At 62.9% G+C, this 22,285-nt stretch carries 21 protein-coding genes and 3 tRNA genes; 12 read left to right on the top strand and 12 right to left on the bottom strand.

The annotated features are described in order from the left end of the window. Positions 1-54: 54 nt before the first annotated feature. The 9 genes from MJ639_RS07990 to hemC all read right to left on the bottom strand — a co-directional run bounded on the left by MJ639_RS07990 (position 55) and on the right by hemC (position 7,693). Positions 55-1,260, bottom strand: coding sequence for a DegT/DnrJ/EryC1/StrS family aminotransferase (locus MJ639_RS07990; protein WP_243370110.1), 1,206 nt, complete (start codon positions 1,258-1,260; stop codon positions 55-57). Positions 1,261-1,371: 111 nt separating this feature from the next. Further along, on the bottom strand, positions 1,372-2,193 hold the full coding sequence (locus MJ639_RS07985) for an NAD-dependent epimerase/dehydratase family protein (RefSeq protein ID WP_243370108.1): 822 nt from the start codon (positions 2,191-2,193) through the stop codon (positions 1,372-1,374). Positions 2,194-2,547: 354 nt separating this feature from the next. After that, a tRNA-Gly gene (locus MJ639_RS07980) sits at positions 2,548-2,622 on the bottom strand. Positions 2,623-2,649: 27 nt separating this feature from the next. Continuing rightward, positions 2,650-2,725: transfer RNA gene (locus tag MJ639_RS07975), tRNA-Ala, on the bottom strand. Between the two features lie 65 nt (positions 2,726-2,790). Next, positions 2,791-2,866: transfer RNA gene (locus MJ639_RS07970), tRNA-Thr, on the bottom strand. Between the two features lie 82 nt (positions 2,867-2,948). Next, positions 2,949-4,529, bottom strand: coding sequence for a heme biosynthesis HemY N-terminal domain-containing protein (locus tag MJ639_RS07965; RefSeq protein WP_243370106.1), 1,581 nt, complete (start codon positions 4,527-4,529; stop codon positions 2,949-2,951). A gap of 15 nt (positions 4,530-4,544) precedes the next feature. Beyond that, positions 4,545-5,894 carry a COG4223 family protein gene (locus MJ639_RS07960; protein WP_243370104.1) on the bottom strand — a complete coding sequence of 450 codons (1,350 nt, stop codon included), beginning with the start codon at positions 5,892-5,894 and terminating at the stop codon, positions 4,545-4,547. 183 nt (positions 5,895-6,077) lie between these two features. After that, positions 6,078-6,767, bottom strand: a complete 690-nt coding sequence (locus MJ639_RS07955; protein ID WP_243370102.1) for a uroporphyrinogen-III synthase — start codon at positions 6,765-6,767, stop codon at positions 6,078-6,080. Next, on the bottom strand, positions 6,767-7,693 hold the full coding sequence (hemC, locus tag MJ639_RS07950; protein ID WP_243370100.1) for a hydroxymethylbilane synthase: 927 nt from the start codon (positions 7,691-7,693) through the stop codon (positions 6,767-6,769). The genes MJ639_RS07955 and hemC overlap by 1 nt, the downstream gene beginning before the upstream one ends. A 215-nt stretch (positions 7,694-7,908) precedes the next feature. Here hemC and tsaD point away from each other — a divergent pair, with 215 nt between their 5' ends. From tsaD to MJ639_RS07935, 3 genes are all read left to right on the top strand, one after another. After that, on the top strand, positions 7,909-8,964 hold the full coding sequence (gene tsaD / locus MJ639_RS07945) for a tRNA (adenosine(37)-N6)-threonylcarbamoyltransferase complex transferase subunit TsaD (RefSeq protein WP_243370098.1): 1,056 nt from the start codon (positions 7,909-7,911) through the stop codon (positions 8,962-8,964). Beyond that, positions 8,964-9,956, top strand: coding sequence for an NAD(P)H-dependent glycerol-3-phosphate dehydrogenase (locus tag MJ639_RS07940; protein ID WP_243370096.1), 993 nt, complete (start codon positions 8,964-8,966; stop codon positions 9,954-9,956). Before tsaD ends, MJ639_RS07940 begins: the two co-directional genes overlap by 1 nt. 67 nt (positions 9,957-10,023) lie before the next feature. Next, on the top strand, positions 10,024-10,437 hold the full coding sequence (locus MJ639_RS07935) for an EVE domain-containing protein (RefSeq protein WP_243370094.1): 414 nt from the start codon (positions 10,024-10,026) through the stop codon (positions 10,435-10,437). A 783-nt stretch (positions 10,438-11,220) separates the two neighbouring features. Here the strand turns inward: MJ639_RS07935 and MJ639_RS07930 are convergent. Beyond that, positions 11,221-11,694, bottom strand: coding sequence for a GNAT family N-acetyltransferase (locus MJ639_RS07930; protein WP_243370091.1), 474 nt, complete (start codon positions 11,692-11,694; stop codon positions 11,221-11,223). Between the two features lie 197 nt (positions 11,695-11,891). Here MJ639_RS07930 and acs point away from each other — a divergent pair, with 197 nt between their 5' ends. Both acs and MJ639_RS07920 read left to right on the top strand, forming a co-directional pair. Beyond that, complete coding sequence (gene acs / locus MJ639_RS07925; RefSeq protein WP_243370089.1) at positions 11,892-13,850, top strand: acetate--CoA ligase; 1,959 nt, start codon at positions 11,892-11,894, stop codon at positions 13,848-13,850. A gap of 183 nt (positions 13,851-14,033) precedes the next feature. Next, the gene (locus MJ639_RS07920; protein ID WP_243370087.1) at positions 14,034-14,531 is read left to right on the top strand and encodes a L,D-transpeptidase; all 498 of its coding nucleotides are present in this window, start codon (positions 14,034-14,036) and stop codon (positions 14,529-14,531) included. On the opposite strand, the gene MJ639_RS07915 is transcribed toward MJ639_RS07920, so the two are convergent. Both MJ639_RS07915 and MJ639_RS07910 read right to left on the bottom strand, forming a co-directional pair. Continuing rightward, entirely contained in the window at positions 14,521-15,825 is a 1,305-nt protein-coding gene (locus tag MJ639_RS07915; RefSeq protein WP_243370085.1) for a class I SAM-dependent methyltransferase, read from the bottom strand. The two genes, MJ639_RS07920 and MJ639_RS07915, sit on opposite strands and share 11 nt — an antisense overlap. 139 nt (positions 15,826-15,964) lie before the next feature. Next, the gene (locus MJ639_RS07910) at positions 15,965-16,201 is read right to left on the bottom strand and encodes a DUF1674 domain-containing protein (protein WP_243370083.1); all 237 of its coding nucleotides are present in this window, start codon (positions 16,199-16,201) and stop codon (positions 15,965-15,967) included. A gap of 129 nt (positions 16,202-16,330) precedes the next feature. Between MJ639_RS07910 and htpX the strand changes: the two genes are divergently transcribed. The 7 genes from htpX to MJ639_RS07875 all read left to right on the top strand — a co-directional run bounded on the left by htpX (position 16,331) and on the right by MJ639_RS07875 (position 22,264). Further along, a complete protein-coding gene (gene htpX / locus MJ639_RS07905) occupies positions 16,331-17,251 on the top strand; it encodes a zinc metalloprotease HtpX (protein WP_243370081.1) in 921 nt (306 codons plus the stop codon). Positions 17,252-17,256: 5 nt separating this feature from the next. Beyond that, entirely contained in the window at positions 17,257-18,579 is a 1,323-nt protein-coding gene (locus MJ639_RS07900) for an RsmB/NOP family class I SAM-dependent RNA methyltransferase (protein WP_423790767.1), read from the top strand. Between the two features lie 156 nt (positions 18,580-18,735). Continuing rightward, positions 18,736-20,520: a heparinase II/III family protein gene (locus tag MJ639_RS07895; protein ID WP_243370079.1), complete on the top strand. Its 1,785-nt coding sequence runs from the start codon at positions 18,736-18,738 to the stop codon at positions 20,518-20,520. Between the two features lie 13 nt (positions 20,521-20,533). Next, on the top strand, positions 20,534-20,797 hold the full coding sequence (locus MJ639_RS07890) for a CBU_0592 family membrane protein (RefSeq protein WP_243370077.1): 264 nt from the start codon (positions 20,534-20,536) through the stop codon (positions 20,795-20,797). Between the two features lie 140 nt (positions 20,798-20,937). Next, a complete protein-coding gene (locus MJ639_RS07885; RefSeq protein ID WP_243370075.1) occupies positions 20,938-21,237 on the top strand; it encodes a hypothetical protein in 300 nt (99 codons plus the stop codon). A 171-nt stretch (positions 21,238-21,408) separates the two neighbouring features. Continuing rightward, complete coding sequence (locus tag MJ639_RS07880; RefSeq protein ID WP_243370073.1) at positions 21,409-21,825, top strand: GNAT family N-acetyltransferase; 417 nt, start codon at positions 21,409-21,411, stop codon at positions 21,823-21,825. 88 nt (positions 21,826-21,913) lie between these two features. Continuing rightward, positions 21,914-22,264 carry a DUF3147 family protein gene (locus MJ639_RS07875; protein ID WP_243370071.1) on the top strand — a complete coding sequence of 117 codons (351 nt, stop codon included), beginning with the start codon at positions 21,914-21,916 and terminating at the stop codon, positions 22,262-22,264. Positions 22,265-22,285 lie beyond the last annotated feature (21 nt).

Here is a 22,285-nt window from a genome sequence, read left to right as displayed (position 1 = left end):
TAAAGCTCCCGCTTCTTCTTGAAAGCGCGCAACCAAGCAAAGCGTAGAAGTCGTTCAACCACGCGCTGCGGCATTTCTCAAAACCGTTTCCAGAGTAGCGCACACCGTTTCGATCTCGTCTGCTCTTAAGTTTTCGAACATCGGAATGGCGAGGCCCTGATGATAAAGTCGTCTAGCCACGGAGACGTTGCCGAGCAGGGTAGCCTCTCCGTAAAGGCCGATCGCGCTTAGACATTGCGCTCCAAGATTGACTTCCACGCCTTCGCTCCGCATTGCCTTCACAACGGCATCACGCTCGAACCTGTCAGGAAGAACCAGCATGAATGTCTGCCAGCTATGGCCCGGTGCCTGTGCTGGCAACTGCACACCCAGCTCTTCAGAGAGCGGCTTTAATCTTCCAATGTACCGTTCAGCAATTTTGCGGCGCGTTTCGATCCATTGATCGAGGGACGAAAGCTGAGAAAGTCCAAGAGCGGACTGGAAATCGGTAAGGCGATAATTCGTAGACGCCTCAACAAAGGTAAAACCGTCTGGGCCTCGTTCCATTCCGTGATTGCGCAGCCGACGCAATCTGGATGCGAGCTGAGCGTCGTTGGTACTCACCGCACCGCCCTCACCGGTGGTCAAGGTCTTTCGTGGATGGAATGAAAAGCATGACAGCAATGTCGACGGGCCGCCGATAAGAGCACCCTCATTCGAAGCACCCAAAGCACAAGCAGCATCTTCAATAATGTGAAGGTCATAGCGAGCTGCCAAATCTCGTAAAGCCGCCAGGTTTGCCGGCGAACCGAACTCATGCACCGGCATGATCGCCTTGAGCTTTGCATCACCTTTGTAGCTTCGAATTGCTTTCTCCAACGCCTCGGGTGAAATGTTGAAGTGAACCGGTTCGACATCGACGAGAACAGGTTCAGCTCCCGTCATCAATACTGCATTGGCGGTTGCAGGAAATGTGAAATCCGGAACGAGAACTGCATCACCCTTTCCTACATCCAGCGCCAAGAGCGCCAGATGGAGGGCTGCAGTCCCAGATGAGACGACGACCACATCTTGGCAGCCGAGATATGCCGACAGGGCTTGTTCAAAGTCTGCGCCGTTCTTTCCGTGGACCAGCATCCCGGATCGAAGGACATCAGACACCCGCTGATGTGCCTCGTCAGGGATATTGGGCCGCGATAGAGGGATCATCTCAATAGGTCCGGTCAGGAGCGGAAGATGTCGCTTAAGGCCGGCAGCGAGCCTTCGTTCTTCGATATCCACTCAGCGGTCCTGCGCACACCTTCATCCAGGTCGACTGATGCTGTGAACCCGATCTTATCCTGCGCCTTCTGCACGCTGGGTATGCGGATCTCGATATCAGCGGAGAGAGCATCACGGTAGATGATCCGAGATTGGCTTCCCACCACACGCTTCACCGTTTCGGCCAACCCGTGAATGGTCGTGACCGCACGCGAGTTGCCAATTGTTGAAGCTTTCTCCGACGGCATTTGGATGAGTAAGGCAGATCATGATCGCTTCGACCATATCATCCACGAAGCACCAAGCACGTATCTGGCTGCCATCGCCGAATATCAGCAGGTCTTCATTCTTCAGGGCCTTACGCACGAAGATCGACAGAGCACCTTCACCCATCTGTCCCGGCCCATACACGTTGAAGGGACGGACCGTGACCGTGGGAAGCCCGTACTGCTTGAAATAGGCATGAGCGAGATGCTCACCCGCCAGCTTGCTTGCAGCATAGGTCCACCGCGCCTCGCCAACGGCTCCCGTGACCGTATTGTTGCTCTCGTCGACCCTGAAAGCGAAGCTCCCGAAAACCTCTGATGTCGAGAAGTCGATCACCCGGCTGACATTTCCGCCTTCAAGTGCTGCTTCGAGCACATTGGCGGTGCCAATCATATTCACGCGCATTGTCGTGACGGGATTACGAACCGTCGCATCTATGCCGGCAATTGCGGCAGCGTGAACAACGATATCCACGCCCTTCATAGCCCGCTTCAACGCTTCTAAGTCGAGAACGTCACCTTTGATCGTTTCGACATTAGGATGGTTGTAATAAGGGGTCTTGCTCAATGTATCGCGGGTGAAATTGTCATAAACGACGATCCGGTTATTGTCGCATAGCCGCGACAGGAGCGTCGTACCGATGAAACCTGCTCCTCCGGTTATCAGAATTTTCTTATCATTGATCATTAGCGAGCCTCATCGGTCAGATTTTCTTTGCTAGGGCTGAATTCGCCCGAGGTCAATTCAACGTTCTATAATTGTGTTGGGGTAGATTGATGCCATTCACCCTGTGACTTCAAGCAAATCTGCCGGGCCGGTGCTGTCCGTGACTTTGCCTTGGTCTGGGGGATGGCTGAATGCGGATCCTTCTCGGGAGTCCACTGCAGCATTATCGACATTTCTAAAAAATGGAGCAGCGCAGCGACAGACCTGGCCAACGGGCCTCCAAGCGCATACGCCGGACACGCCACCTACTAAATTGCGCTTTCAGCATCCATCCGGCCTGGATGGATGCTCCATCATCAGGCGGCATTTTGGAAATGGAGCGGGCGAAGGGATTCGAACCCTCGACCCCAACCTTGGCAAGGTTGTGCTCTACCCCTGAGCTACACCCGCACGCTCCGTTTCTTCGCATCGGATGGATGGTGGAGCCAGGCGGGATCGAACCGCCGACCTCTTGCATGCCATGCAAGCGCTCTCCCAGCTGAGCTATGGCCCCCTTCCATGCCTCCCATCCGAAACAGCAACGCTGCCCGAAGGCCGCCTTGCTACATCGATTGGGAATGGTGCCGCAAGAGGGATTCGAACCCCCGACCCCCTCATTACGAATGAGGTGCTCTACCAGCTGAGCTATTGCGGCGTACCGATCATGCGATCGAAGAGGGCGTCCTCATACCCTCTCCCCTACCGCTTGGCAAGGGCGGGACTACGCTGAATTTCGCCTACCAGATGGAAAAAGCGCTGCGGCGCGCGGACGCTGGCTCCTCGGGCTTGGGCACGTCGGGCGGCGTCGCCGGAAAGACCACCGGCTCGGGCTTAGGCAGCGTCACCTCTTCCTGACCCTGCGCAGGCTCGGGCCAAACCGCTTCGACGGCCGCGGCGGGCTCGGTAGGTGCGGGCTCGGGCGCTAGTGAAGCGGCAGGGGCAGGCTCCGGCTCTTGCACGGCCACAGGCAAGGCCCTGGGCTCGTCATCGAGATCAGCCGTCACATCGTCGTGCATGGTGATTTCGGGCGCGATCAACACATCCGGCGGTGCCTGCCAGACGAAGGCATCGAGACGGCCTGTGACCGGCGAGATCGGTGCCCACTGATCGGAGACCACGCCGTCCGCGATCCAGGCTGGATCGCGCGGCGCGCGGGTGGCGCGGGCGAGCCATTCGCGGCCCTTGCCCGTAGAGCCGTGCTCCGCCTGTTCGAGATCGGACATGATCAGGCACACACGCATGCTCGGCCTTTCCACGACGAGTGGCTCGAGCGCATCGCGGACCCGGTCGAACTCGCGCGCCTCGAGAGCTGAGCGCGCCACGGCCAGGCGTCCCTCGGCGGCGCCGTTCGAGAGCTTGAACAGGGTCTCGGCGCGCTTGAGGCGGTCGAGGCCCGAATCGCCGGGACGCAGGTTGAGATAGACCTCCGCCAGATCCGGGTGCGGCTGGCTGCGCCAGGCGGTTTCCACGACCTTCGCGGCACGGCGCAGATCGCCCCGGCGCGACAGGAGCCTTCCGGCCAAAGCCGCGGCAGGCACGAGATCGGGGGCGAGCTTCACCGCATCCTGAGCGCTGCGCAGCGCGCCCTCCGGATCGTTCTCGGCCCTATCCAGAGCATCGGCGGTCAGGAGCACGGCGCGATGGCGCTTGGCCGTCACCTTGTCGAGAAGGCCGAGAGATGTGCGGCGCTCGATGGCATCCAGCGCTCCGCGCCAATCGCGGTCGGCGCAGCGCGCCTCCAGCACCGCATCGCTCGCCCAGGCGGCGGCGGGGGCAAGGCGCACGGCCTCGGAGGCGTATTCCTGGGCGGCATCCGTATCGCCCCGGCGGCGGGCTTCCACGAAAAGACCGCGCAGACCGAGCACCCGCGTCTCGTCCTCGTCCATCATGAGCTTGAAGGCGGCCTCGGCCGCATCCCGGTTACCGGAGACCTGAGCGGCCTGGGCCTTGAGGAGGAGCGTCAGGGGTTCGCGGCCGAGCAGGCGCTCGGCTTCGTTGGCATAGCGCCGGGCGGCAATGGTATCGCCCGCGCCCACGGCCACCATGCCGCGCGAGACGGCTTGGTATCCCCTGGAACGGCGGCGCGCCCGCGACGCGAAGGTCAGGCGCGAGGGCAGGGTCAGGATTCCGCTCACCAGCGACCAGAGAAGCGCCAGCGCCAAGCCCAAGCCCGCTAGGGCGACGGCGGCCACTGCAACGGAGGTCTGCACCTCATAGCCGCCGAAGGTGATGAGAACCGTACCCGGCCTGTCCGCCAGCCACACCGCGCCGAAGGCTGCGACGCAGAGAAGACCGATGAAAACGAGTGCGCGCCACATTCTGGGCTTTTCCTTTTATTGCGTCGAACGGTTGAGGGCGGAGAGAGCATCATTGGCAAGCACCTGGGACGCCTGATGTGCGCCTGCCAGCGCCACAGCCTGACGGCCCCAAGCCTCCGAGATCTGCTGCGCCGGCTCGGGCAAGGAGGACCAAGCGGCGGCCACGGCCCCCATGTCGCCCCAGGACAGCGCCTGACGGATCCGCCCCAGTGTTGCGGGAACGCCCGTATCCCCCGGTTCGTTCACGGGCCGCACGGTCACCACCTTGTCGAGCATGCGCAGCATCCGGTCCGACCATTCCCCCGAGGCCGTGCGCTGATCCCGCAGGATCTGCGCTTCGAGAGGCTCGAAGCTCGCCAGCATGGCGGACGCGGTGGGCGCGCCCTTCTCAGCGAAGGGCTCCAGGGCTTTGAGCCGCTCAGGCTCGGCTCCATTCTTCCGCAGAGCCTTCAGCACATCCGCATAAGGCGCACCGCTGCGCAGCGCATCGTTCAAGCGCTCGGTGAGCACGACGCGGGTGCCGGTCTGGCCTGCTGTTTCTGCGTTCTTCGTATTCTGTGTCACCTGTTGAGACAGGGATGCGAGGCGTTGATCCTGCTCGCCGATCCGGCGGTCGAGCCCCTGCACTACGTTCGCGGCGCTGGCAGCATTCTGCGCGTTCGTTCGCACCTCGTTCTCAAGAGCGGAGAGACGATTCGAAAGATCGCCAAGCGCCGCCTCGTTCTGCGGAGCCTGCGGCTGAGGCAAAGGACGGTTCAACGCCTCCTCGGCGCGCGAGGCGGCGCCGTTTGCCGTATTCTGAATCTCCTGCAGCCGCTGATCGAGCGGGCCACGCGCGGATTCGAGCGCTCGCAAGCGCCCCTCGATGGAGGACAGGTCTGGAGCCTGGGGCCTCGACTGGCCCAGCGCATTCACCCGCTGCTCCAGCTGGGCGACGCGTGGATCGTTCTGGACGGACGGCGTCTCCTGCGAGAGCTGCAGGGCATAGACGAGACCGGCGCCGACCAGGCCACCGAGAAGGCCGGCGCCTGCAAGAGCAACCGGCGATGTGCGACGCTCGGAAGCCGAAGGCGGCGTGAAACGTGGCTCGTCGTCCTGCGGCGGCAGCTCATCGGCGGCGGCGCTCGATTCGACGGTTTCGGCATTCACCTCCGGACCGGGCGTCGCTTCTGATGCACCGATCGTTTCATCCACGCGATTCTCCGCCTCGGGAACGATGGTTTCCTCAGGCTTCACGTCGTCCCAGGCTTTGTCCTGCTGGGCTCCCTCGTCGATCACGGTCGCCTTCAGATCGATGGTGGCCGGCTCGCGGGAGTTCTTCTTGCGAGAATTGTTGGGAGCTTTGGGATTGGATGAATCAGTCACAGGTCACTCGTGATGGGGCAATCGTGAATGGTCAGATTGGAATGCAAATGAGGCAAGCTTGAGCGCAGCGTTTCGGTTCCCTTGGCGAGGCAGGCCGTGAAAAGAGGGATATGCATCGGATCATGATCCTTCTTCTTAAGCAAAGATCCCTAAATCGACATCGTAAACGAAGCGATGACGAAGTCACGAAAGGCCTGACAGCATCCTGAGCAGCGCATCCTCGCTCGGCTGGTCGGCTGCGCGGATGGGAGCACCCATGGCAGCAAGAGGAGCCGCCACATCCGCCGACAGGCACAGATGCGGGAACGCGAGGATCGCCGCATGATGGCCTGCCAGCCGGACGAAGAGCTCCGCGCTCCTTCGAGAATAATGGAGCGCAGCCCCGATTTGGCCAGTGCGGAGGGCCTCCACGGCCACCTCGGGCAGGCTCTCCGTGGCTCTGGCCTCGTAGACTTCCCAGGTCACCATGTCGAAGCCTTCCGCGCTCAGCGAAGCGGCAGGTTCCTCCTTGTGATGACGCCCGGTGACATGGAGCAGGGTGCAGGGCGGCCTGAGGCGTTTTCGAATCAGCGCCGACAAGGAAACGGCATCGCCTTCCGCCGCCGTGACGGATAGGAACCCTGCCGCACGCACCGAATCCGCCGTGCGATCGCCCACGGCGAAGACGGGAATGCTCTTCTCGACATGCGTGGCCAGAGCTTTCACCGCATGGGCGCTGGTGACGATGACGGCATCATAAAAATCATCAGGCACCGGATCGCTGGTCGGCACGATCTCGAGAACGGGCGCGATCAAAGGCTCGTGCCCGAGCGCCGCGAGCTTCCTCGCCGTGCGCTCGGCATCCTCTCTCGCGCGTGTGACGAGGACCCGCATCAGACCTCGAGAAAACCGGCCGGCATGCGGGTACGAAGCTCGGTGCCCGCTTCGCGTCCGAGCGCCACCGCATCATCCGGCGAGCCGCGCCGGACGGCTTCAAGACATTCCGATCCGTCGGGGCGCAGCACGAGGCCGCGGATTTCCAGCTCATCGCCCACCATGCGCGCATGGCCCGCAATCGGCGTGCGGCAGGAGCCGTCGAGAATGGTGAGGAAGGCGCGCTCAGCCGCAAGCGCGTGGCCGGTCTGGGCATCGAGAATCGGCCGCAAGGCATCACGCACGCGCTCGTCCTCCGCGCGGATGGCGATGGCGATGGCGCCCTGCCCCACGGCGGGGAGAAAATCATCCGTGTCGAGCGTAGTGGTGACATGATCGGTGAGACCGAGACGGCGCAGCCCTGCCATGGCGAGCAGCGTCGCATCCACCTCGCCGCGTTCGAGCTTCGCAAGGCGCGTCTGGACGTTGCCGCGCAGCAGCGTGACCTTGAGGTCAGGACGCAGGCGCTTGATCTGAGCCTGACGGCGCAGCGACGCGGAGCCCACGACCGCGCCTTGCGGCAGATCGGCAAGGCTTTTGTAGCGATGGCTGATGAAGGCGTCGCGCACATCCTCGCGCGGCAGGAAGCCCGCGATCACGATGCCTTCCGGCAGAGTGGTCGGCAGGTCCTTGGCGGAATGGACGGCAAGATCGATGGAGCCCTCCAGCAGCGCGATGTCGAGCTCCTTGGTGAAGAGCCCCTTGCCGCCGGCCTCGGAGAGGGGCCGGTCCTGAATGGCGTCGCCCGTGGTCTTGATGATCGACAGGGGCAGATGCTCCACGGTCCAGCCATGGGCCGCGACCAGCCTGTCTTGCGTCTCATGAGCCTGCGCCAGCGCCAGGGGGCTGCCGCGCGTGCCGATGACCAGGGTCGGTGAAGTGGCCATTCCCGCTCGATACTCCTGTAAGAGCTGCTCCCACTTACGTGGAATCATCCCTTTTCTTTAATTTGCCGCATTTTTTAGCAGCGAACCGGATCCACTTCGCCGAAAAATGCTCTGTACAACATCCGCGTTTGATCTTGTGCGGCGGGGCGGACTATAGGGGGAGGACAGCCGGGCCGAAAGCCCGAAAGATCACGTAGCGACGGTAGCCCCAGACCATGCGCATTCTCGGCATCGAAACCACCTGCGACGAAACCGCGGCCGCCGTGGTGGGCGTCGGCTTCGACGGCAAGGGTGAGATCCTCTCCAGCGAGGTGCTGAGCCAGATCGCCGAGCACGCGGCCTATGGCGGCGTGGTGCCGGAGATCGCGGCCCGCGCCCATGTGGAAGTGCTCGACCGCCTGATCGTCCGCGCCCTGAAGAACGCCCATTGCACCGTAAAAGACATCGACGGCATCGCTGTCGCCGCAGGCCCCGGCCTCATCGGTGGCGTGCTGGTGGGCCTGACCACGGCGAAGGCCATGGCGCTCGTCACACGCAAGCCCCTGATGGCCGTGAACCATCTCGAAGCCCATGCGCTCACCGCGCGCCTGACCGACGGCATCGGCTTTCCCTATCTCCTGCTGCTGGCCTCCGGCGGCCATACGCAGCTCGTGGCGGTAAAGGGTGTGGGCGATTACGTGCGCATCGGCACCACCATCGACGACGCCATCGGAGAAGCCTTCGACAAGGTCGCGAAGATGCTGGGCCTCGGCTATCCCGGTGGGCCGCACGTGGAGCGCGAGGCCGCGAAGGGGAACCCTGAGCGCTTCGCCCTGCCCCGCCCCATGCAGGGTAGACCTGAGCCCAATTTCTCGCTCTCCGGCCTCAAGACCGCTGTGCGGATCGAGGCGGAGAAGATCGCCCCGCTCACGCAGACCGATGTCTCCGATCTCTGCGCGAGCTTCCAGGCCGCTATCGTCGACGTGGTGGTAGACCGCACCCGCGTGGGCTTACGCCAGTTCCGCGAGATCGCGGGCGCGCCCAAGGCCCTCGTGGTGGCGGGCGGCGTCGCCGCGAACCAGACCATGCGCCTCGCGCTTCAGCGCCTTGCAGTGGAAACCGGCCTCAAGCTCGTCGCCCCTCCCCTGGCCTTGTGCGGAGACAACGCGGCCATGATCGCCTGGGCGGGTCTCGAGCGCCTGCGTCTCGGCCTCATCGACGACATCAATGCGCCCGCCCGCGCCCGCTGGCCCCTCGATACCAGCGGTCAGGCGGTTGGGGTGAAGGCCTGATGACGGCAACGGGTCCGATCGGGATCGTCGGAGCGGGCGCCTGGGGAACGGCGCTTGCCAATGCCGCCGCCATCGCCGGCAACGACGTGATCCTCTGGATGCGCTCGCCCGAGCAGGCGGACGAACTTGCCGCTACCCGCACCAATGAGCGCTTTCTGCCGGGCGCGCGTCTGCTCGACCGCATCGCGCCCACCGCCGACCTGAACAATCTCGCCTCGTGCTGCGCCGTCCTGCTCGTCACGCCCGCACAGACGACGCGCGAGATGGCGGGAGCCCTGTCCGCCGTTCTGCCGAATGAGACGCCCCTCGTGCTCTGCGCGAAAGGCATCGAGCGAGAGACCGGCGCGTTTCTCTGCGATGTAGTGCAGGAGGTTCGTCCTGGCGCAAAGGTTGCCGTGTTGTCAGGCCCGAGCTTCGCGCATGATGTAGTTCGTGGATTGCCCACCGCCGTGACGCTCGCCTGCCGCGATACCGATCTTGCCGAAGATCTCGCAAACGCCTTGTCCGGCCCGACCTTGCGCGTCTATCACAGCAGCGATGTACGCGGCGTCGAGATCGGCGGCGCCGCGAAGAACGTGCTCGCCATCGCCTGCGGCGCGGTTGTGGGACGCGGTCTCGGCGAAAGCGCGAAGGCCGCTCTCATTGCGCGCGGCTTCGCAGAGCTTTTGCGCTTCGCACGCGCCTATGGCGGCGAGGCCCAGACGCTGATGGGTCTCTCCGGCCTCGGCGATCTGGTGCTCACCTGCTCCTCCGCGCAGTCACGCAACTTCTCCTTCGGCCTGCATCTCGGCCAAGGGGCGAATGTGCAGGCAGCCTCCGGCGGCAAGCTGGTGGAAGGTGCGACGACGGCAAGCGCTCTCGTTGCTCTGGCAAAGGCCAAGCATGTCGACATGCCGATTGCACAAGCCGTCGAGCGGATCCTTTCCGGTGCGTGGACTGTCGACGAGGCGGTCGATGCGCTGATGAATCGCCCCATCAAATCCGAGCACTAAAGCAAAATCCGAAAAAGTGGTCGCCGGTTTTTCGAAGATTTTGCGTCCAACAAAAGAGTAACGAAGAATGGCCAAGTGGCTCTACAAGTCAGAACCCTCCGTGTGGTCCTGGGACCAGCAGGTTGCGCAAGGCGCAAAGGGAACCCATTGGAACGGTGTGCGCAACCACGTTGCCAAGCAGAACCTGATGGCGATGAAAAAGGGCGAACAGGGCTTCTTCTATCATTCCAACGAAGGCAAGGCCGTCGTCGGCATCGTGGAAGTGATCAAGGAATACTACCCCGACCACACGGACGAGAGCGGCAAATTCGGCATGGTGGACGTGAAGGCCGTCAAACCCTTCAAGCGCCCGGTGACGCTCGACGAGATCAAGAAGCAGCCCGGCCTCGAGAAGATGATCCTCGTCAATAACTCGCGCCTCTCGGTGCAGCCGGTGACGGACGAGGAATGGGCCATCATCTGCAAGATGGGCGGAGTTTGACGAATGGCGTCATCCCGGGGCTGCGCAGCAGAACCCGGGATCGTCGGACGAGATTGGCGCCTGTTCCCTCCCCCTTGAGGGGAGGGGTAGGGGTGGGGGTCGCAAAGTCAAAGTGCGACGCGAACTTCAGTGAACATGAAGGCCACTACCATCTGCTCCCTCTCCCTGAGGGAGAGGGTCGGGGTGAGGGGTTACAGCGCTTTCCGGAAAGGTCTCACCCCCCTCACCCTCGCTGCGCTCGACCTCTCCCCACCGCAAGTCGGGTGTTCCCGACTTGCGCATGCAGGAACTGATCTCGGAAACATCCGAGATCAGGGGAGAGGTGGTCAGAGCCCCGCTAGTTCAATCGCTCACCCGGTCGTCCGACCCCCACCCCTGCCCCTCCCCGCAAGGGGGAGGGAACACGCGCCTTATCCGGCTTGCGATCCCGGATCTGCGTTGCGCTTCGTCCGGGAGGACAGCCTGTGAGCGATGTTCCGCTTTTGTTCTTGACAATGGTCCTAAGCTGGGCTATATGGGGGATGTCCTGGCTCGATGAGGGGCGCGCTCGCGAGGCGTCGTGATCGATGGAGCCGGGAACGGTCCCGGGTCGGTCTCGCAAGCCGGGCCGGGAGGCCCATCGTTGCAAGACGCGGTGTCCGCCTAAAAGAACCGTGCGCGAGGGGCCGTCAGGTTCTTCTCACAATCACAAGCGAACCGGACGGCCTCTCGCGCCTCCCTCACCCCATACCCTCGGAGCACACAGCTCGCGAGGCCGCTCTCCCATGCCCGCTCTTTGACAATTCAGGTTTTGACACAAAGAGAGCGCAATGGGCGTTCCAGATACACATCCCATTCATCCTGAGACGTCTCGATGAAACCGAAGCGTTTGTAAAAGCGTTCGGCATCGCTTTTCTGGAGAACGCTGAGCCGCACCGGTTGATGGGCCGCATCAGCTTCGGCCAAGAGCCGGGCAAGCACAGCGGCTCCTAATCCACGGCTCTGAAATGCCGGATAGAGATAAAAATGCTCGAGCAGAAGGCCGGTCTCGACGGGCTTCATGGCAACGCAGCCCGCAAGAGCGCCATCCACCAGAATGAGCTGCGTATGCTCCGGCTGAAAGGATGCCTTGAACCGCTCGAAGGCTCGACCCTCATCGAAGCGCCCGATCCGCTCCAGGCTGTCGCGCATCGCGGCGATCCGCAGGTGAAAGAGACGGTCGAAGTCTTCTTGAGAAGCTGCCTTGAGGCAAAAGGCGGGTTTGGCACTCCGTTCCATGCTTCACTCAAACTGTGCTGAAAGCATTGCGAGTATCATCGCAATAAAGTTTCGTTTCTATCGGTCCAGAGCATTCGGCAGCCAGCGCCAAAAGTATGAACGACCAAAGTCCGATCCCGCCCGGCTTGCGGGACCCCTCTCTCTTTCCGTAAACCTAGACCTAATTACCCCATAACAACCTGTCTGGGAGAAGCGTCATGGAAGAGAAGATCTACGACGTGCCGTCCGAATGGACCCATCGTGCCTATCTGGACGATGCGGGCTATCGCGCGAAATACGAGGCCTCGGTGAAGGACCCTGAGACGTTCTGGGCCGAGGAAGCCAAGCGCATCCATTGGTTCAAGGCGCCGACCCGGATCAAGAACACCAATTACGGCCCTGGCGACGTCTCGATCCGCTGGTTCGAGGACGGCATCACCAACGTCGCCTATAATTGCGTCGACCGGCATTTGCACACCCGCGGCGACCAGGTCGCCATCATCTGGGAAGGTGACGATCCGTCGGAATCGAAGAAGATCACCTATCGCGAGCTCTACGCGCAGGCGAACCGCATGGCCAACATCATGCGCAATCGCGGCGTCTCGAAGGGCGACCGCGTCACGATCTACATGCCCATGATCCCGGAAGCGGCCTATGCGATGCTGGCCTGCGCGCGCCTCGGCGCGATCCACTCCGTGGTGTTCGGCGGCTTCTCTCCGGATTCGCTCGCAAGCCGCATTCAGGATGCCAAATCCGCCTTCATCATCACCGCCGACGAGGGCCTGCGCGGCGGACGTAAAGTCCCGCTGAAGGTCAATGTCGATGCCGCCATCGAGCGCGTGGGCGCGGGCGTGGTGGACCATGTGCTTGTCGTGCGCCGCACCGGCGGCGCGGTGAACATGGTGCCGGGCCGTGACGTGTATTACGACGAAGCGGCAGCACAGGTCTCCGACGAGTGCCCCTATGAGGAGATGAATGCGGAGGATCCGCTGTTCATTCTCTACACCTCCGGCTCGACGGGAACGCCGAAAGGCGTGCTGCACACCACCGGCGGTTATCTCGTCTATGCGGCGATGACGCATGAATACGTCTTCGATTATCACGACGGCGACATCTATTGGTGCACCGCCGACGTGGGCTGGGTGACGGGCCATTCCTACATTCTCTACGGACCGCTCAGCAATGGCGCGACGACGCTCATGTTCGAGGGCGTGCCCACCTACCCGTCGATCTCCCGTTTCTGGGATGTGATCGACAAGCACAGTGTGAACACCTTCTACACCGCACCGACCGCGATCCGCTCGCTCATGCAGGCGGGAGAAGAGCCGGTGAAGAAGACCTCGCGCAAGTCGCTTCGCCTGCTCGGCTCCGTGGGTGAGCCGATCAATCCGGAAGCCTGGGAATGGTATCACCGCGTGGTCGGCGACAGCCGCTGCCCCATCGTCGATACCTGGTGGCAGACGGAAACCGGCGGCATCCTCATCACGCCGCTGCCCGGCGCGACCAAGCTCAAGCCCGGCTCAGCCACGCGTCCCTTCTTCGGCGTGAAGCCTGAGATCGTGGATGCGGAAGGCAAGGTTCTGGAAGGCGCCTGCGAGGGCAATCTCGTGATCGCCGATTCCTGGCCGGGCCAGATGCGCACGGTCTATGGCGACCACGAGCGTTTCGTTCAGACCTACTTCTCCACCTATCCCGGCAAGTATTTCACCGGCGACGGCTGCCGCCGCGACGCGGACGGCTATTACTGGATCACCGGCCGCGTGGACGACGTGATCAACGTCTCCGGCCACCGCATGGGCACGGCTGAAGTCGAGTCGGCGCTGGTGGCGCATCCGAAAGTGTCGGAGGCCGCCGTCGTCGGTTATCCGCACGACATCAAAGGCCAGGGCATCTACGCCTATGTGACCCTGATGGCGGGCGAGCAGCCGACGGAAGAGCTTCGCAAGGAGCTGGTGGCCTGGGTTCGCAAGGAAATCGGCCCCATCGCCTCGCCGGATCTCATCCAATTCGCACCGGGCCTGCCCAAGACCCGCTCCGGCAAGATCATGCGCCGCATCCTGCGCAAGATTGCCGAGGACGAGTTCGGCTCTCTGGGCGACACCTCGACGCTCGCCGATCCCACTGTGGTCGACGACCTGATCACCAACCGCCAGAACAAGCGCACGCAGGCGGCGTGACAAACACGTCATCCCGGGGCCGCAACGCGGAACCCGGGATCACATGACCAGTATGGCGCCTTATCCTGACAGCGATCCCGGATCGGCTCACGCCGTCCGGGATGACGCTTTCTAGGGCTCTCGGAACCGTCGCCGTTCCTTCGACGTCTCACCCTCACGCACTTCAAGCAGGAGGGTTTTCACATGATCGTCCGGGTCGCCGCCGCCTTGGGCATCCTCATCCTTGCCACCTCGGGCGCATCCGCCCGTGAGGTGGTGCCGTTCGAGGCGCGCGTGTCGCCGGGCACCATCGTGATCAAGACAGCAGAGCGAAGACTCTATTACGTGCGCGGCGACGGCACGGCCCTGCGCTATCGCGTAGCGGTCGGCAAGCCGGGCAAGCAATGGTTCGGAGAGGCGCGGATCGACGGGAAATACGTGCGGCCCGCTTGGTCGCCGCCAATGGAAGTGAAGCGCGACAACCCCCGCCTGCCCGATGTCATTCCCGGTGGGTCGCCCAACAATCCCATGGGCGCGCGAGCGCTCACCCTCGACCTCGACGAATACGCCATTCACGGCACCAATCGCCCCGGCTCCATCGGCACCTATGCATCCTACGGCTGCATCCGCATGCTCAACGAGGACATCGTCGATCTCTACGATCAGGTGAGCGTGGGAACGCGGGTGGTGGTCACGCCTTAGGGTAAAGATCCGCCCTCGATGGCGGCAATCCTGCCGGCCCGCGCGTGCGCTTGGAGACAAGCGTCTGGTTCACGCCCACCGCCGCGCGCTCGAAGGCGAGCGAGCAGCCGGCGAGATAGAGGAGCCACATACGGGTCTTCTCTTTGCCCACCATGGCTTCGGCCTCTTTGCGCTTCGCACTCAGATTCTCCCACCACAGGCGCGTGGTGCGCTGATAGTGCTCGCGCCAGCCCTCCACGTCATGCACCTCGAAGCCGAAGCGTTCGAGATTGGCGATCGACATGCCGAGATGGTCGAGCTCGCCGCCGGGGAAGATGTAGCGCGTGAGCGCCTTGTATTCGGGCTTGAGCTTGCGGAAGGCGCGCTCGCTCTTCTTGGCGCGCCGCGCGATGGTGTGATGGAGATAGAGGCCGCGCGGACGAAGCAGGCGATGCACCGAGCGGAAATAGGTGGGGTGATTTCTGATGCCCACATGCTCGAACATGCCGATCGAGGAGATCTTGTCGAACTCACCATCCATCTGCGTGAAATCCTTCACGAGAATCTCGACGCGGTCCTGCAATCCCAGGCGCGCCACCTTCTCGCGGGCGAGCTTCGCCTGCTCCTCGGCCAGCGTCACGCCTGTGGCCTTCACGCCGTAATGCTGCGCCGCATGGCAGATCAGCGCGCCCCAGCCGCAGCCGATATCGAGGAAGCGATCATTGGGTTTGAGCCGCAGCTTGCGGCAGATCATGTCGAGCTTGTCGAATTGCGCGCGGGCGAGATCGTCGTGCCAGTCCGGTTGGAAGTAGGCGCAGGTATAGACCATCTCCGGATCGAGGAAGAGGCCGTAGAACTCGTTCGAGACGTCGTAATGGTAGGCGACGTTCTTCTTGTTGGTCTGGGGCTTTCCTTCGCGCGCCTTCGGGTTCTCCTCGACGCGGGCGAGCGGGCGCGGCATGTCGGCGGGTGCGCGCCAGAAGTGATAGGCAGCCTTCAGCGCTTTGAGCTTGCTGATCCGCCGAAGCCGCCGTCCGGCCTTCTGCGGGCGCTGGGCGGCAAGATCGAAGATGGTGCCGTTCTTGAGGTCCAGCAGACCCGATACATAGGCGTTGAGCGCCGTGTCGAGGTTCGGGCGGCGGATCAGGCTTGCGATGACGTTCTCGTGCCGGATCGCAAGGCGCATGGCATAGGACGGCAGGTCGGCGGGAACGGTGGACCCATCCCACAGCTCGAAACCGAACTGCAGATCGAGCGCCTTGTGCGCCTCCTCCAGAAGCTCCCGGAAAAGCTTGAGCCGCTCAGCCCCGTTCATCACCCCGCGATCCTTAGTGTTTTGTGTTGCGACGTGACACTAGGGGATCGGATTCAAAAGGGGAATGCATTTTTGCAATTCATCCGCAAAGGGGACGGGAAACATCGTCCCCGACGGCTTTTTCTCTCAACAGAGGCCCTTAGAAGTCGCTGGCGAGGCCTTTCACCTCCCAATCGTCGTAGCGCACGGGCTCCAGGCCTCCCCGGCCCTGATGCTCCTTCTCCTTGGCGATCTCAGCCGCATGGGCATCGATCTGCTGTCGCCTTTGGGCCGCCTCCTCAAGAGCGCGTTGGGCGGCAGGCGAGAGGATCTTGCCGGGCACGGCCCCTTCCAGGGTGGAGCCGGAGGTGTTTTCAGGGGTGTCGTCGGTGCTCATAGGAGGCCTTTATCAGGTCCTTGGCCCTCATGGGAATGGGACCTCTTGGCCCAAACCCTTGGTCGGGAGCTGGACCATTCCCACATGAAAGGTCTAACGGATAATATCCTGCTCGAGGTGGAGACCCCGATGAATACCGTCAAGACCGGAATGCTGCTGGCGGCCCTGATGGCCCTGTTCGGCGTTGTCGGCTACATGCTGGGCGGCGCGACCGGCATGATGATCGCCCTAGGCCTTGGCCTTGCCACCAACCTCTTCGCTTATTGGAATTCCGACCGGCTGGCGCTGGCAGCCCACCACGCCATCGAGGTGGATGAGAACACCGCGCCGGACCTTGTCCATATGGTGCGGGACCTCGCCCGCAACGCGAACCTCCCGATGCCGCGGGTCTACATCATCGAGAACCCGCAGCCCAACGCCTTCGCCACCGGGCGCAACCCGGAAAACGCGGCCGTTGCCGCCACCACCGGCCTGCTCGACATGCTCACCCACGACGAAGTCGCGGGCGTGATGGCGCACGAGCTTGCCCATATCAAGAACCGCGACACGCTGATCATGACGGTGAGCGCCACGATTGCGGGCGCCATCGCGACGCTGGCCCAGTTCGGCTTCCTGTTCGGCGGGCGCGGCAACGACCGGCCCAATCCCATCGTGATGATCGCCACAGCCCTCATCGCCCCCATGGCGGCCATGATCATCCAGATGGCGATCAGCCGCTCGCGGGAATACGACGCCGACAAGATGGGCGCCGAGATCTGCGGCCAGCCGCTCTCGCTCGCCTCGGCGCTGGCGAAAATCGCGGGCGGCGTGGCGCATGTGCCCAACATGGATGCGGAGCGTCACCCGGCCACCGCGCCGCTCTTCATCATCAATCCGCTCTCCGGCCACGGCATGGACAACCTGTTCTCGACCCACCCGGCGACGGAAAACAGGATTGCGGCGCTCAACGCTTTGGCGCAAGAGATGGGAACGACCGCGCAACCCGGCTTCTTCGCGCAGAGTTCAACCAGTCCTTGGGGCCAGCCGCCCCGCCGTGGACCCTGGGGTTAAGTATTTTGAATCAATCGGACGATCAGGTGGGCCTCGGCCCCCGACGCCTCGCCTGGATGGCGGTGACGGAAACCATGAAGCGGCGCGTGCCGCTCGACGACGTGCTGGACGAGCTCTCGCCCAAGGAGGACCTCTCCTCGCGCGACGAAGCCCTGGCGCGCGCCATCGCCATCGTCACCTTCCGCCGCCTCGGCACCCTGGGACGCGCGCTCAACGAGCGCCTCAACCGCGACCCGAAGGATGAGCGCCTGCTGCATCTTCTCGCCACCGGCGCGGCGCAGATCCTCTTCCTCGACATTCCCGACCATGCCGCCGTGGACAGCGCGGTCAGGCTCGCGCAGGAAGATCCGAAGCTCCATCACGCAGGCGGCTTCATCAACGCGGTCCTGCGGCGCGTGGCGCGCGAGCGCGACATGATCCTCAGCCAGCAGGAAAGCGCCGAAGAATCCTGGCTCGACACGCCCACCTGGCTCGAAGAGCGTTGGGTGACGCAATATGGCGAAGAACTCGCGGCGAAGATCGCGGCAGCCCATCGCTCCATGGCCTCCGTCGACATCTCCGTGAAGAACGATCCTGCCTCCTGGGCCGAACGGCTCGGCGGCGTTCTTCTGCCGACGGGCAGCATCCGTCTTGTGGAGCGCACCGCGATCCGCGACCTGCCGGGCTTCGATGAAGGTACATGGTGGGTGCAGGATGCCGCTGCAGCCCTTCCCGCCCGCCTGCTCAACGCCAAACCCGGTGAGCGCATTGCCGATCTCTGCGCCGCGCCCGGCGGCAAGACGGCTCAGCTCGCAGCCGCCGGCGCCGAAGTGCTGGCGGTGGACCGCTCGCCTAAGCGCCTGAAGCGGCTGGAAGAGAATCTCGCCCGCCTGGACCTCAAGGCAGAAACCCGCGCCATCGATGCGGAAAAGCTCGACGAGGCGCCTTTCGATGCGATCCTGCTCGATGCGCCCTGCTCCGCCACCGGCACCATCCGCCGTCATCCCGACGTCGCCTGGACCAAGAGCGAAGAGGATATTCGCAAGCTCTCAGGATTGCAGACGCGCCTGCTCGACAAGGCGGCGCACTTGCTCAAGCCCGGCGGCCGCCTCGTCTATTGCACCTGCTCGCTGGAAGCCGAGGAAGGCGAACGGCAGGCTGCTGAATTTCTTGTCCGTCATCCCGAATTCGCACGCCAGCCGATCACGGCCGACGAGATTGGCGGCCTTCATGAGTGCGTGACGCCCGACGGCGACGTGCGCACCCTGCCCTGCCATCTTGTCTCGCCCGAGCACGAGCGCAGCGGCATCGACGGCTTCTTCATCGCGCGCTTCGTGAAGGCTTCGTAATACAAACACATCGGCTTAAGCCTCGTCCTGAGACGCCTGCATGGCACGCGTTCTCGGGATGAGGCTCTGTTTCTGTTGATACCGATCACAACACGGCCTGCTTACGCGTTGTTAACCTGTCAGCAGGAACTGCCCTCTATGCTGGCGCGGACGAGAATGAACCCAAAGGGAGCGCCACGGGTGGATTTCGGGCCGGATCGCTGGCGTTTGTACAAGCTTGCCTTTTCCGAGGCAGGCCGCGCCATGCGTGGCGGAACGGTCTGGGGATTGTCCAAGCTGTTCTCGCGAGCGCCCATGCCCACGCGCCTGCTCTTCGCGCCGCAGGATCTGCGCACCGCCGATCCCACCATCGCCACCGACATCTATTCCGGATTCTTCGCCTTCGCAGGCCGCGCCATCACCACGAGCGGCCGCTCGCCTTTCGCATTCGCGCCGCCGAGCCGCGCCTGGGCCGAAGCGCTCTACGGTTTCGGCTGGCTGCGCCATCTGCGCGCCGCCGGCACCGCACTTGCCCAAGCCAATGCCCGCTCGCTGGTGGACGAGTTCGTCTCCTCGAAACTCGGCGACAAATGCACCGCCTGCGACACGCAGGTGATCGCAAGGCGGCTGATGTCCTTCATCAGCCAGTCGCCGCTGATCCTGGAGGGCGCGGATCATGCCTTCTATCAGCGCTTCCTACGCCTCATCGGCCAACATGTGCGCGAGCTGGAGCGTCATATCCGCTCCGGCGCGCTGCCGCAGCAGCAGCTGATGGCGGCGATTGCACTGTGCTATGCGGGCCTGTGCTGCGAAGGTCTCGACCGCCATCTGCGCCGCGCGAGCCGTCTGCTCACCCGTGAGCTGGAGCGCCAGGTTCTCGCCGATGGCGGACATGCAAGCCGCAATCCACGCGTCATCGTCGATCTGCTCTTCGATCTTCTGCCCTTGCGCCAGATGTTCGCGAGCCGCGAGGTCGATACGCCGGAAGCGCTGCTCAACGCCATCGATCGCATGCTGCCCATGGTGCGCATGTTCCGCCACGGCGACGGCACGCTTTCGCATTTCAACGGCATGGGCGTGACGGCAGCGGACCATCTCGCCACGCTGCTGACCTATGACGACATGCGCAGCCAGCCGATCCAGCATGCGCCCTATACGGGTTACGAGCGGCTGGAAGCCGGACGCACGCTGCTCGTGGTGGATGTGGGCGCGCCGCCATCGACACCGCTCTCGACGGAAGCGGGCGCAGGCAGCCTTTCCTTCGAGTTCTCGTCGGCCTCGCAGCGCATCGTGGTCAATTGCGGCACGCCGCGCATTGCCAATGACACGATCATCCAGGCCTCGCGCTCCACGGCGGCCCATTCGACAGCCTCCGTCAACGATATCTCGTCCTGCCAGATGGTGGGCGACAGGGGCGGCTGGTTCAATCGCCGGATCGCCCGCTGGCTTCTTCGCCGCATCGGCCCCGTCGTGCTTTCAGGCCCTGAAAAGGTCACGGCGGAGAGAAGCGAGCGGGAGCACGCGCAGGTTCTCACCGCAAGCCATGACGGCTATCGCCGTCGCTTCGGCCTGACGCATGAGCGGCGGCTGCTGCTTACGCCGAAAGGCAACAGCCTGGAGGGCGAGGATGTCTTCTGGGGTGAAGGCACCGCGACGGCCTCGGCGGAGGCTGTCATCCGCTTCCATCTCGCTCCCGGCGTCAAAGCGAGCCGCGCTCAAGGCGGGCGCGTGGTGATGTTGGTTCTGCCGAACCAGGAAGCCTGGCAGTTCACGGCCATTCCCGTCGAAGCGCAGGTGGAGGACAGCGTGTTCCTCGCCGCCTCCGATGGCATGCGCCGCACGGAACAGATCGTGCTAAGCCTTCGTCCCAGCGAGACCCCTTCCGTCCGCTGGCGCTTCGAGCGCCTCGCCCGCAATTTCAACCCAAGCCAGCCTGCGGGCACGACGGGTGACCTGCTGTGAGGCTTCAAGCATCATGAGCATCGCCGATATCGTCGGACTGTTCGGAGTCGCAGCCTATCTCTCGGCCTATGGCCTGCTGCAGCTCGGCATCCTGAAGGTCGAGGACGGACGCTATGCCCTGCTCAACGGAACGGGCGCTCTCCTGATCCTCTATTCCCTGATCTACGACTTCAACCTGCCCTCCTTCATCACCCAGACGGCCTGGCTGATCCTGACGATCATCGGCTATGTAAGATTGCGCGCCAGGCAACGGTCGTCGGCAGGGTCGGGGCAGTAGGCATAGAATAGTGGGCTGATCAGTTTAAGCCGGCCACGAAGCATGCTACTCAGTTTCGCATGTTAATCAAAATAGCAATACGTTGGCTGGAGATACTCTCGGCGACTTGGTGGGCCTTCGCTCTCACGGCGATAGGACTGATGCTGATCTTCGCTCCGGAAAGCAATCAATATCCAGGTCCTGATGGGTGCTTCTTCGCGTCCGATCTGATTTTCCACGTGATGTGCAATGGGACATGGAATGATAGGATCATCGGCGGACTCCTGTCTTGGGCTCTCTACTGGACTTTTGAAAGCCCGATCCTGATCTCAATGATGGTGGCAGCACCAAAGAAGATTCTCGGCATCGGCTTCACCGTATTGTGGTTTGCCTCCCTTCTCTTAGCGCTCAGCTTCTTAATCCGTCAGCTTCGCAAGTTGAGGCGAAAGGCCCAAGGTTGAGATACCCCGTCCGTGCAAGCCGTTGTGAGATCTCGCCCAGCGCATAGAGCGTTGAGAATGCTATCGAGATAGCCTTAGCGATTTAAACTATAAGCAATTCTCCAGGCAGAGGGTGCGATCAGGAGCGGGCGGCAGAAGTCTGTCATGCGCTCCTTCGAACCAAGGAATACCATGCGAATCGATATACTTAAGGAAGCCGATCCTCCGGGAGCGGACGACATCACAGCCGGGTTGCGGGCTCACATGATCGAGCAGACCGGCAACTTGCCGCGTGTTCCTCTGACCCTCATGATACGCGATGCCAGCAACCGCGTCCGCGGCGGCATTCGAGGGAACATCGTTCTCTGCTGGCTTCAGATTGATCACTTCTGGGTGGATGAAGCCCTGCGCGGTCAAGGCTACGGCTCGCGCCTGCTGGATCTCGCCGAGGATGCAGCCCGTTCTCATGGCGCGATCGGTTCGCAGCTGACGACGTCGACCTTCCAGGCAATCGGCTTCTACGAGAAGCAGGGCTATGCGGAGATCGGCCGCCTGAAGGATCGCCCGCCGGGACACGACCGCGTCTGGATGGCGAAACGCTGGGGCTGAATTCCTGGCTCGGCCCCTTGCTCCTCATGGAATGCTCCACCTCCTGAGCTATTTGCGCTTCCGACGCCAATTGAGAAGCGATGCAACCATGACCTACCTGATCATCAAAGCAGCCGTTTCAGGCGTCCTCGTCATGATCATCTCGGAGGTCGCACGGCGCAGCCCTGGGCTCGGTGGGCTCATTGCTTCGCTCCCCCTGGTCTCCGTGCTCGGCATCATCTGGCTGTGGCGCGACACTTCCGACCTGGAGCGCATCGCCAGCCATTCGCAAGCGACCTTTTGGTTCGTCCTCCCGTCCCTCCCGATGTTTCTCGCCTTTCCGATGATGCTCCGGCATGGACTCGGGTTCTGGCTTTCCCTGGCGCTGTCCTGCCTTCTGACCATGGGACTTTATCTCGTCACCCTCTGGATTCTGCCCAGGATCGGCATCGATCTCTGAGCGTCATCCATCCTCAAAAGC

The organism is Microvirga solisilvae (assembly GCF_022808595.1).
GTDB lineage: Bacteria > Pseudomonadota > Alphaproteobacteria > Rhizobiales > Beijerinckiaceae > Microvirga > Microvirga solisilvae.
This window is presented reverse-complemented; position numbering and strand designations above follow the sequence as displayed.

Excerpts from the sequence above, each read along its gene's own strand:
- MJ639_RS07985 (WP_243370108.1), bottom strand. The coding sequence starts at position 2,193 with ATGATCAATGATAAGAAAATTCTGATAACCGGAGGAGCAGGTTTCATC.
- MJ639_RS07965 (WP_243370106.1), bottom strand. The coding sequence starts at position 4,529 with ATGTGGCGCGCACTCGTTTTCATCGGTCTTCTCTGCGTCGCAGCCTTC.
- MJ639_RS07955 (WP_243370102.1), bottom strand. The coding sequence starts at position 6,767 with ATGCGGGTCCTCGTCACACGCGCGAGAGAGGATGCCGAGCGCACGGCG.
- hemC (WP_243370100.1), bottom strand. The coding sequence starts at position 7,693 with ATGGCCACTTCACCGACCCTGGTCATCGGCACGCGCGGCAGCCCCCTG.
- tsaD (WP_243370098.1), top strand. The coding sequence starts at position 7,909 with ATGCGCATTCTCGGCATCGAAACCACCTGCGACGAAACCGCGGCCGCC.
- MJ639_RS07940 (WP_243370096.1), top strand. The coding sequence starts at position 8,964 with ATGACGGCAACGGGTCCGATCGGGATCGTCGGAGCGGGCGCCTGGGGA.
- MJ639_RS07935 (WP_243370094.1), top strand. The coding sequence starts at position 10,024 with ATGGCCAAGTGGCTCTACAAGTCAGAACCCTCCGTGTGGTCCTGGGAC.
- MJ639_RS07930 (WP_243370091.1), bottom strand. The coding sequence starts at position 11,694 with ATGGAACGGAGTGCCAAACCCGCCTTTTGCCTCAAGGCAGCTTCTCAA.
- acs (WP_243370089.1), top strand. The coding sequence starts at position 11,892 with ATGGAAGAGAAGATCTACGACGTGCCGTCCGAATGGACCCATCGTGCC.
- MJ639_RS07920 (WP_243370087.1), top strand. The coding sequence starts at position 14,034 with ATGATCGTCCGGGTCGCCGCCGCCTTGGGCATCCTCATCCTTGCCACC.
- MJ639_RS07915 (WP_243370085.1), bottom strand. The coding sequence starts at position 15,825 with ATGAACGGGGCTGAGCGGCTCAAGCTTTTCCGGGAGCTTCTGGAGGAG.
- MJ639_RS07910 (WP_243370083.1), bottom strand. The coding sequence starts at position 16,201 with ATGAGCACCGACGACACCCCTGAAAACACCTCCGGCTCCACCCTGGAA.
- htpX (WP_243370081.1), top strand. The coding sequence starts at position 16,331 with ATGAATACCGTCAAGACCGGAATGCTGCTGGCGGCCCTGATGGCCCTG.
- MJ639_RS07895 (WP_243370079.1), top strand. The coding sequence starts at position 18,736 with ATGAACCCAAAGGGAGCGCCACGGGTGGATTTCGGGCCGGATCGCTGG.
- MJ639_RS07890 (WP_243370077.1), top strand. The coding sequence starts at position 20,534 with ATGAGCATCGCCGATATCGTCGGACTGTTCGGAGTCGCAGCCTATCTC.
- MJ639_RS07885 (WP_243370075.1), top strand. The coding sequence starts at position 20,938 with ATGCTGATCTTCGCTCCGGAAAGCAATCAATATCCAGGTCCTGATGGG.
- MJ639_RS07880 (WP_243370073.1), top strand. The coding sequence starts at position 21,409 with ATGCGAATCGATATACTTAAGGAAGCCGATCCTCCGGGAGCGGACGAC.
- MJ639_RS07875 (WP_243370071.1), top strand. The coding sequence starts at position 21,914 with ATGACCTACCTGATCATCAAAGCAGCCGTTTCAGGCGTCCTCGTCATG.